Consider the following 9,409-nt stretch of genomic DNA (forward strand, 5'->3'; position numbering starts at 1 on the left):
CTGGACTAGCGAAGGTCCTTCACCATCACCGCGTACCGGGGTGAGTCCTCGTGCGACTTGGAGCTGTCCACCTGCCGATAGCCCCAACTCTCGTAGAGCTGGACGACCTTGTGGTGTGCGCACTCCACCTGAAGCGACACCGCATTCGCATCGGCGGCAGCTAGCAGGGCGTCGTGAATCCTCTTGGCTCTGCCGGTCCCGCGCCACTCGTGCAGCACCATGAGCTCGGACAGCGCGAAAACGGGACCCCGTAGATCGCCCGGCCTGGTGCTCCCCTTCCACCAGCCGCCGGGCGCGAGCACCGAGCCATAGGCGTATCCGACCGGGCCGCCGTTCTCCCAGCCGGAAACGCACCTCCAGTTGTTCCGGGAGGACCACAGGTCCAGAAAATGCGTGAAGCGTTCACGGGAGTGGAACGGGTCGGGATTATCCGCGTACACCTCGTCATGAATGTCCAGCAGCATGGACCGCACATCTTGAGCGTCGGAATGCCCGTACCGCCTCAGATCCATTGCCGGGACTCCTCAAGCTGATTCGATCGGGTGAGGCTGCCCAACCGGTATGCGGCAAGCCGGGGTTCGCCGCAGCCGGCTTTCTTGATCGAGGCCCTGCGTCAGGTGCGGGCTGACCCGCTGTCGCTCATGCCCCCGCGGTCAGGGTGCCGCGTCGAAGCTGTACTCGTAGCCCACGACAAGTCGGTACGGCAGGCACCACTCGCCGTATTCGATGACGCCCGAGTCGTCCCACAGGCGGTGCGCGCCGGCCAGGATTGGGGAACCGGTGCGCAGGCCGAGGAAGTTGGCTTCCCGCTCGTCGGCGTCCCGTCCGTGGATGTCGTCACGCCCCGCGGCCACCCGGCGCCCGGTCGCCTCCTGGATCCGCGGCAGCAGGTTCGCGGACTTGCCCGGGGCGGTCGACAGCAACTCGGGGACCGAGGCGGCGAAGTGAGCGGGGTACCAGGTGACGGCGAGCATCAGGCGCTGCTTGCCCTTGCCGGTGTGCCACTGGCGACGCACCACCTGATCGCCGGGCTGAAGGTCGAAGATGTCCGCGACATACAACGGCGGCTGTACGAGGTCTGCGCTGGTGACCACCATGGTCTCGCCTTCGCCCAGGATGCTGCCGCTGCGCAGGACACGGGTGATCCGGTCGTAGGCGGAAGGGGCGACCTCGGGGGCGTTGGCGACGAACGTTCCACGGCGGCTGGTGGTGATGTAGCCCTCCACCTGGAGATGGTCCAGAGCTCGGCCGAGGGTGGCGATGGCGACACCTTCGCTCTGCGCGAGTTCACGCTGCGCGGGAAGCTTCGCCCCTTCGGCAAGGTCGCCATCGAGGATGCGCCGACGGATGCGTTCGGCGACCTGCATGTACGGGGGTGTGCTGTGGGACATCGACGCGGCCTCTCCTGTGTCCTAGGTCGCCAGTGAATGTACTAGGACGCCGTCAGATTCACTACACCCCATCGAGGGACGACCCTTGGCTCATGTCCTAGGACAAGTTACTGTCTGGCCTAGGGCACGCACTCTGCGTGCGTGGTCCACCACTACACCCACGCCCGTACTGGGGGACGCCCATGCCTACTGACGACATCCGCACCGTGTCCTGGTGCGACTATCACCGGGACCTGGCCGAAGAAGTGCGACTCGTGTGCACTGCCGGTCCTGCGACGGCGGCAGGCCGGTACGCCTGCCCCACCTGCACCGAGCTGCACGGCCTCACCCTGGTTACTGCGACGGCGGTGGCCTCGTGAGCGGGGAGCAGTGCGCACGGCCCCTGCCGACTCACCCCGATCAGAGGGAACGGATCGTATTGGCCGGGGAGCCTCAATCGGCGGGCGCGGCAAGGAAGTTCGCCCGCGAGTATGTGCTGTGCTGCGTGCCGGACGCCGATGAGGGCCACGTCGACATGGTCCTGCTGGTGACGAGCGAACTTGTCACCAACAGCATCCGCTACGGCACCGAACCCGGTGACTCCTTCGCCCTCACGCTCGACAGCCGCGAGGGGCGGACGCGGGTCGAAGTCCGCGATCCGGTGCGGCGGTATCCGCGGCGGCGGCCCGAGTCGCACAGTCGGGAACGGGGGCGGGGGCTGCTGATTCTCGACGGGCTGTGTCCGGGGGCGTGGGGCGTTGAGGACGCCGTGTTCGGAAAGGTCGTCTGGGCCGAGGTGCGGGCGACGGGCTGAGGTCGCCGGCCCAGCCGCGCACCCCCTGTTTCCGCACCAGAAACTCTCCTCTTTCCGTGCTGGAAACAGTCGGCTACTCTTTCCGGCATGGAAAACAACGGGGCACCGCTCACATCGCCATCGCCATCGCCACCGCCATCGCTCACCCCCGAAGCCGCGCGGGCCGCGCTCGCTGAGGTCGAGGAGGTGCGGGTCGCCGCCGTGGCGGTTGCCGCGACGCCGTGGCCGACCTGGTTCTTTCTCGCGCTGGCCGGGTATCTGGCGGCGCTGCCGGTGGTGCTCGCCGGTGCCACGGCCGACGCGGAGTGGGGGTTGCCGCGGGCGGTCTGGAGCGGGGTGCTGGTGGGGATGATCGTCGTCTACTTCGTGCTGTTCGGGGTCGCCGCCCGCCGCTGGCGGAGCCGTACCGGGGTGGCGTTGCGGCTGGATGTGCTGCCCAAGCGGGCCACCGTGCCGATGGCGATCGGGCTGCCCGTGCTGCTGGTGGGCTCGGTGGCCGCCTTCCACGCCACCGGCGACCCCGGCTGGCTCGTCGCCGACTCCGTGATCGCCGCGGCCACCTCCGTCGGCTACCACCTGGCCTTTCACCGCCTGCACCGGAAGACCGTATGAGTGCCGCCGCCGGGCCCGAGGGCTTCGACGCCACCGTCCACGCGCCGAACCGGCTGCGGATCTGCGCGCTGCTGCACACCACCGGCGAGGCCGAGTTCGGTCTGCTCCAGCGGCAGCTCGGGCTGTCCGCGTCCGCCCTCAGCAAGCATCTCGCGGTCCTGGTGGACGCGGGATATGTCGAGCAGCGCAAGGCGGTCCGGGACACCCGGCAGCGCGTCTGGCTCAAGCTGACCGACCGCGGTACCGCGGCCTACCGCGGCCACCTCGCCGCCCTCCGTGCCATCGTCGGCCCGGAGGCGCCCACGGAGCGGCCAGCCGAGCAGCCCGCCGCGCGCCCCGCCGAGCGGTCGGCGGCCGAGGAACTGCGGACCTAGGTCGCCGGGCCCAGCGCCTACATCCCCGGACCGGTCCTCGGCCGGTTCGGGCCGATCGCGGATGAAAACCCGCTCCCGGAGTGTTGCAGCCTTGCGAACGACGGGACGGGAGAAGCGGTGCGACGGAGGCAGCGGGTGGCGGTAGACCAGGAACGGCACGGGCGGCGACCGGCACGGGACGGCGGCGGGGCCGCCGTACAGGGCTGGGCGCGGCGCCTGATCGGCTACTCCTGGCGCTATCCGAAGGACGTGGTCCTGGCGCTGGCGGCCTCCCTCGGCGGGATGGCCGTGATGGCGGTCGTCCCGCTGATCACCAAGATCATCATCGATGATGTGGTGAACAGCCACACCCGCGCCATGGCCCCCTGGGCCGCCCTCTTCATCGCCGCCGCCGTGGTCGTCTACGCGCTGACCTTCGTCCGCCGCTACTACGGCGGCAGACTCGCCCTGGACGTCCAGCACGATCTGCGGACCGAGATGTACGGGTCGATCACCCGGCTCGACGGGCGGCGGCAGGACGAGCTGTCCACCGGGCAGGTCATCGGCCGCGCCACCAGCGACCTCCAGCTCATCCAGAGCCTGCTGTTCATGCTGCCGATGACCATCGGCAACATCGTGCTCTTCGTGATCTCCCTGGTGATCATGGCCTGGCTGTCGCTGCCGCTGACCCTGGTCGCGCTGGCCGTGGCGCCCGCCCTGTGGTGGATCGCCAAACGCAGCCGCAGCCGTCTGCACCCCGCCACCTGGTACGCGCAGGCGCAGGCCGCGGCGGTGGCCGGAGTGGTCGACGGGGCGGTCACCGGCGTCCGGGTCGTCAAGGGCTTCGGGCAGGAGCAGCAGGAGACGGGCAAGCTGCGGCAGGTGGGCCGCCGCCTCTTCGCGGGGAGGCTGCGCACCATCCGGCTGAACGCCAAGTTCACCCCCGCACTCCAGGCCGTCCCCGCGCTCGGCCAGGTCGCGATGCTGGCTCTCGGCGGCTTGCTGGCGGTACGGGGCGAGGTCACCCTCGGCACCTTCGTCGCGTTCTCCACCTATCTCGCGCAACTGGTGGGCCCGGTGCGGATGCTGGCCGTGGTGCTCACCGTGGGCCAGCAGGCCCGCGCCGGTGTGGAACGGGTACTGGAACTCATCGACACCGAGCCCACGCTCACCGACGGCACCGTGGAACTGCCCGCGGACGCGCCCGCCACCGTCGAGTTCGACGACGTCTCCTTCGGCTACGCGGACGGGCGGCCGGTACTTGAGGGCCTCAGCTTCACCCTGCGGCCCGGTGAGACGGTCGCCGTGGTCGGCGCCTCCGGCTCCGGCAAGTCCACCATGTCGCTGCTGCTGCCCCGCTTCTACGACGTGACCCATGGCGCGGTCCTGGTCGGCGGGCACGATGTACGGGAGCTCACACTCGACTCGCTGCGGGCCGCCATCGGCCTCGTACCGGAGGACAGCTTCCTCTTCTCCGACACGGTGCGCGCCAACATCGCCTACGGGAAACCGGACGCCACCGACGAGGAGATCGAGGCCGCGGCCCGCGCCGCCCAGGCCGACCGCTTCGTCCGCGAACTGCCCGACGGCTACGCCACGAAGGTCGGCGAGCAGGGCCTCACCCTCTCCGGCGGGCAGCGGCAGCGGATCGCCCTGGCCCGCGCCATCCTCACCGACCCCCGGCTGCTGGTCCTGGACGACGCCACATCCGCGGTGGACGCCCGGGTGGAGCACGAGATCCACGAGGCCCTGGCCGGCATCATGGCCGGCCGGACGACCCTGCTGATCGCCCACCGCCGCTCCACCCTCGGCCTCGCCGACCGGATCGCGGTGATCGACGGCGGCCGGCTCGCCGACATCGGCACCCACGAGGAGCTGACCGCACGCTCCGCCCTCTACCGCAGACTGCTCACCGACCCGGACGAGCTCGGCGGTGTCTCACCCGGCCACACCCCGCTCACCGTGGCCGAGGAGCCCGAGGACACCACCGTGCGGGCCGAGTGGGACGCCGAGTTCGACGCGGAGCGCGGCATCACGCCCCGGCTGTGGAGCGGTGACCGGGAGCCGAGGGACACCGCGCTCGCCGGGACGCCCGCCACCCCCGAGCTGCTGGCGCAGGTCGACGCGCTGCCCCCGGCCACCGATGTCCCGCAGGTCGACGAGGAGCGCGCGGTGACCGCGGAGGAGTCCTACGGGCTGCGGCGGCTGCTGCGCGGCTTCAGGGGTCCGCTGCTGGTCAGCCTGTCGCTGGTGGCGGTCGACGCGGGGGTGGGGCTGCTGCTGCCGGTGCTGATCCGGCACGGTATCGACGAGGGCGTCAACCGGCTGGCGCTGGGCGCGGTGTGGGCGGCCTCGCTGCTGGCGCTGATCGCGGTGGCGGTGCAGTGGGGGGCGCAGTTCGCGGAGACCCGGATGACCGGCCGTACCGGTGAACGGGTGCTGTACGCACTGCGGTTGAAGATCTTCGCCCAGTTGCAGCGGCTGGGCCTGGACTACTACGAGCGTGAGCTGACCGGCCGCATCATGACGCGGATGACGACGGATGTGGACGCCCTGTCCTCGTTCCTCCAGACCGGTCTGGTCACCGCGTTCGTCTCGGTCGTCACCTTCTTCGGCATCATGGTGGCGCTGCTGGTGATCGATGTGCAGTTGGCGCTGGTGGTGTTCGCCACGCTGCCGCCGCTGGTCGTCGGCACCTTCTTCTTCCGCCGCAAGAGCGTCCAGGCCTACGAACTGGCCCGGGAGCGGGTGTCGGTGGTCAACGCCGACCTCCAGGAGACGGTGGCCGGCCTCCGTATCGTGCAGGCCTTCCGGCGGGAGGCGGCGGGTGCGGGCCGGTTCGCGGTGCGCAGCCTTGCCTACCGGGCGGCCCGGGTCCGCGGCCAGTGGCTGATCTCGGTGTACTTCCCGTTCGTGCAACTGCTGTCCTCGGTGGCGGCGGCCGCGGTGCTGGTGGTGGGCGCGAACCGGGTGGAGGCGGCCACGCTGACCACGGGCGCGCTGGTGGCGTATCTGCTGTACATCGATCTGTTCTTCGCGCCGGTGCAGCAGTTGTCGCAGGTCTTCGACGGCTATCAGCAGGCCACCGTCTCGCTCGGCCGCATCCAGGAGCTGCTGCGCGAGCCCACCTCCACCAGCAGGCCCGCCGACCCGCACCCGGTGACCGCCCTGCGTGGCGAACTCGCCTTCGAGGACGTCGAGTTCGCCTACGCGGCACGCGACGGCAGTACGCCCGAAGAGGGCGCAGAACCGGCCGAGATCGCGCTCCGCGGACTCGAACTGCGGATTCCCGCCGGGCAGACGGTGGCCTTCGTGGGGGAGACCGGCGCCGGCAAGTCGACCCTGGTGAAACTGGTGGCCCGCTACTACGACCCCACCTCGGGACGGATCACCGTGGACGGCACCGATCTGCGGGAGCTGGACCTGACGGCGTACCGGCACCGGCTGGGTGTGGTGCCGCAGGAGGCGTACCTCTTCCCGGGCACCGTGCGGGACGCCATCGCCTACGGGCGGCCCGAGGCGGGGGACGCGGAGGTGGAGGCCGCGGCACGGGCCGTCGGCGCCCACGACATGATCGCCACCCTCGACGGCGGCTATCTGCACGAGGTCAGCGAACGCGGCCGCAACCTCTCCGCCGGCCAGCGCCAGCTCATCGCCCTCGCCCGCGCCGAACTCGTCGACCCCGACGTGCTGTTGCTGGACGAGGCGACCGCCGCACTGGACCTCGCCACCGAGGCCCAGGTCACCCAGGCCACCGAACGCCTCACCGGCCGCCGGACGACGCTCGTCGTCGCCCACCGCCTCACCACCGCAGCCCGTGCCGACCGGGTGGTGGTGATGGACCACGGCCGGGTCGCCGAGGACGGCACCCATGACGAACTCCTCGCCCTGGACGGGCAGTACGCGGCCCTCTGGCGCACCTTCCTCGGCGAGGGCGGCGGCGATCTGGGGGAGCCGGAGGCCGAGTCGGAGGCCGCGGCCGTCTGACACACCGTCCGCCGCACCCGGGGTGCGACCTTGCGGCGCCCGCACCGCGTCCGTACCTCAGTACATTGAGGGCTCGACAACGACGTGGCCTCGGCAGCGGGGTGACGGAGCGGGAGGGCGTCCGGTGGGCAGAGGCGGAGCGAGACGGAGTGCGGCACGTACCCGGGGGCACCGCGGAAGCCGGATAGCCGGCCGGATGCCCGCGGGTGCCGCGGCACTGCTGGCCGCCGCGCTGCTCGTACCGGGCCTGCCGGGCGGCGGCACCGCCGAGGCGGCCTCCCTCTGCCAGGGCCGCACCGCCCGCACCCTCAAGTTCCCTGACGGCACAGTGCGGTTGTACCAGCGCGGCGACTGGGTCTGCGCCGTCACCCTCGCCCGCAAGCCGGGCACCCGCCGCACCATGTCGGTGAGCGTGCAGGCCCGCGGGAGCCGCGCCGTGAAGGACACCGGCCGCTTCGTCCACCACGCGGGCCCGGTCACCGTGCACGCCGGGCACCGCTGCATCCGGCTCGGCGGTTCCGTCTCGGGCCACTCCGCGCACACCGGTTGGATCCGGTGCTGACCGCCACCGCCCGCCGCCACACCCCTCAACAGACCCTGGTGGTGGCCGGGTTGCTCGGCTAGGTTCGCGCGCATGTGGACGGACGCGGTGGCTCCGCACAGTCGGGCCGCCGCGCCGGCGCACCGCGCCCCGTCCTCCGCCGAACCAGGGAGAGTCATGCGCAAGGCCCTCAGTTGGCTGTTCGCGCTGGTGGTGCTGATCGGCACCGCCGGTGCGGCCGGCACCGCCACCGCGGCCACCGCCGCGCCCGCGGACACCGATATAAGACAACGGCTCCTCGCCATCCCCGGCATGAGCCTCATCGAGGAGAAGCCCTACGACGGCTACCGCTACTTCGTACTGAACTACGTACAGCCCGTCGACCACCGCCACCCCTCGGCGGGCACCTTCACCCAGCGCCTCACCGTGCTGCACAAGGACACCAGCAGGCCCACCGTCTTCTACACCAGCGGCTACAACGTCTCCACCACACCCAGCCGCAGCGAACCCACCCGCATCGTCGACGGCAACCAGGTCTCCCTGGAATACCGCTACTTCACCCCGTCGCGCCCCAGCCCCGCCGACTGGTCCAAGCTGGACATCCGGCAGGCCGCCGACGACCAGCACCGCGTCTTCGAGGCCCTCAAGCCGATCTACTCCGAGAAGTGGCTCGCCACCGGCGGCTCCAAGGGCGGTATGACCGCCACCTACTACGAGCGCTTCCACCCCCGTGACATGGACGGTGTGGTCGCCTATGTGGCGCCCAACGACGTGGTGAACAAGGAGGATTCGGCCTACGACCGGTTCTTCGAGCAGGTCGGCACCAAGGAGTGCCGCGACCGGCTGAACGCGGTGCAGCGCGAGGCCCTGGTACGCCGCGAGCCGCTGAAGGCCAAGTACGCCGCCGAAGCCGCCCGCCAGGGCTGGACCTTCACCACCGTCGGCGACCTGGACCGCGCCTACGAGGCCGTCGTCGCCGACCTGGTGTGGGGCTTCTGGCAGTACCACCTGCTGGCCGACTGCGGCGACGCACCCGCCGCCACCGCCTCCGACCAGGAGATCTACGACTGGGTGGACGAGATCTCCGGCTTCTCCGCCTACAGCGACCAGGGCCTCGCCACCTACACCCCGTACTACTACCAGGCAGGCACCCAGCTCGGCTCGCCCACCATCCAACTCCCGCACATCAAGGACCTGTTGCGCTACGGCTACCAGCCGCCGCGGAACTTCGTGCCCCGCTCCATCCCGATGAAGTTCCAGCCGCAGGCCATGCGCGACGTGGACACCTGGGTTCGGCAGCACGCCGACCAGATGCTGTACGTGTACGGCGAGAACGACCCGTGGGGCGCGGAGCCCTTCCACCTCGGCCAGGGCGCCCGTGACTCCTATGTGTTCACCGCGCCCGGCGCCAACCACGGTGCGAAGGTCGAGGGCCTGGTGCCCGCCGAGAAGGCCTTCGCCACCGCCCGCATCCTGGACTGGGCGGGTGTCTCCTCCGCCGCGGTGACCGCCCACCCGTCGAAGGCCCGCCCCCTGGCCGCCTACGACAGGAAGCTGGACCGTCCCGAGCCCCGGCACCACCACCTGCGCCCGTAGCACCGGCGGACGCCCGCATGGAAGAGGCGCGGGGGGGGGGGGGGCCACCCCCCCCCCCCCCCCCCCGACGCGCCCGCCCCCGCCGCGGAAGAGAAGGCGACGGACGTGTAAGTAAAAAAAAGAGCCCACACAAAAC

The 9,409-nt window shown here is 70.9% G+C and carries 8 protein-coding genes; 6 read left to right on the forward strand and 2 right to left on the reverse strand.

Annotated elements, in window-relative coordinates; translation table 11 throughout:
- Nucleotides 1-5: 5 nt before the first annotated feature.
- Together ACFVST_RS07605 and ACFVST_RS07610 are read right to left on the reverse strand one after the other, a co-directional pair.
- Nucleotides 6-512 (reverse strand): GNAT family N-acetyltransferase, encoded by a 507-nt coding sequence (locus ACFVST_RS07605; RefSeq protein WP_390147858.1) that lies wholly within the window; start codon nucleotides 510-512, stop codon nucleotides 6-8.
- A 141-nt stretch (nucleotides 513-653) separates the two neighbouring features.
- Nucleotides 654-1,391 (reverse strand): GntR family transcriptional regulator, encoded by a 738-nt coding sequence (locus ACFVST_RS07610; protein WP_390147859.1) that lies wholly within the window; start codon nucleotides 1,389-1,391, stop codon nucleotides 654-656.
- Nucleotides 1,392-1,746: 355 nt separating this feature from the next.
- On the opposite strand from ACFVST_RS07610, the gene ACFVST_RS07615 reads away from it, so the two are divergent.
- The 6 genes from ACFVST_RS07615 (at nucleotide 1,747) to ACFVST_RS07640 (ending at nucleotide 9,273) form a co-directional block, all read left to right on the forward strand.
- Nucleotides 1,747-2,184, forward strand: a complete 438-nt coding sequence (locus tag ACFVST_RS07615; protein ID WP_390147861.1) for an ATP-binding protein — start codon at nucleotides 1,747-1,749, stop codon at nucleotides 2,182-2,184.
- Between the two features lie 87 nt (nucleotides 2,185-2,271).
- Nucleotides 2,272-2,796 (forward strand): hypothetical protein, encoded by a 525-nt coding sequence (locus ACFVST_RS07620; RefSeq protein WP_390147863.1) that lies wholly within the window; start codon nucleotides 2,272-2,274, stop codon nucleotides 2,794-2,796.
- Nucleotides 2,793-3,170, forward strand: a complete 378-nt coding sequence (locus ACFVST_RS07625; RefSeq protein WP_390147865.1) for a transcriptional regulator — start codon at nucleotides 2,793-2,795, stop codon at nucleotides 3,168-3,170. Before ACFVST_RS07620 ends, ACFVST_RS07625 begins: the two co-directional genes overlap by 4 nt.
- A 216-nt stretch (nucleotides 3,171-3,386) precedes the next feature.
- Nucleotides 3,387-7,136 carry an ABC transporter ATP-binding protein gene (locus tag ACFVST_RS07630; protein ID WP_390147993.1) on the forward strand — a complete coding sequence of 1,250 codons (3,750 nt, stop codon included), beginning with the start codon at nucleotides 3,387-3,389 and terminating at the stop codon, nucleotides 7,134-7,136.
- A gap of 196 nt (nucleotides 7,137-7,332) precedes the next feature.
- On the forward strand, nucleotides 7,333-7,698 hold the full coding sequence (locus ACFVST_RS07635) for a hypothetical protein (RefSeq protein WP_390147867.1): 366 nt from the start codon (nucleotides 7,333-7,335) through the stop codon (nucleotides 7,696-7,698).
- 156 nt (nucleotides 7,699-7,854) lie between these two features.
- A complete protein-coding gene (locus ACFVST_RS07640; protein WP_390147869.1) occupies nucleotides 7,855-9,273 on the forward strand; it encodes a S28 family serine protease in 1,419 nt (472 codons plus the stop codon).
- Nucleotides 9,274-9,409: the final 136 nt, after the last annotated feature.

The sequence above is a fragment of the Streptomyces sp. NPDC058045 genome, from assembly GCF_042885635.1.
GTDB lineage: Bacteria > Actinomycetota > Actinomycetes > Streptomycetales > Streptomycetaceae > Streptomyces.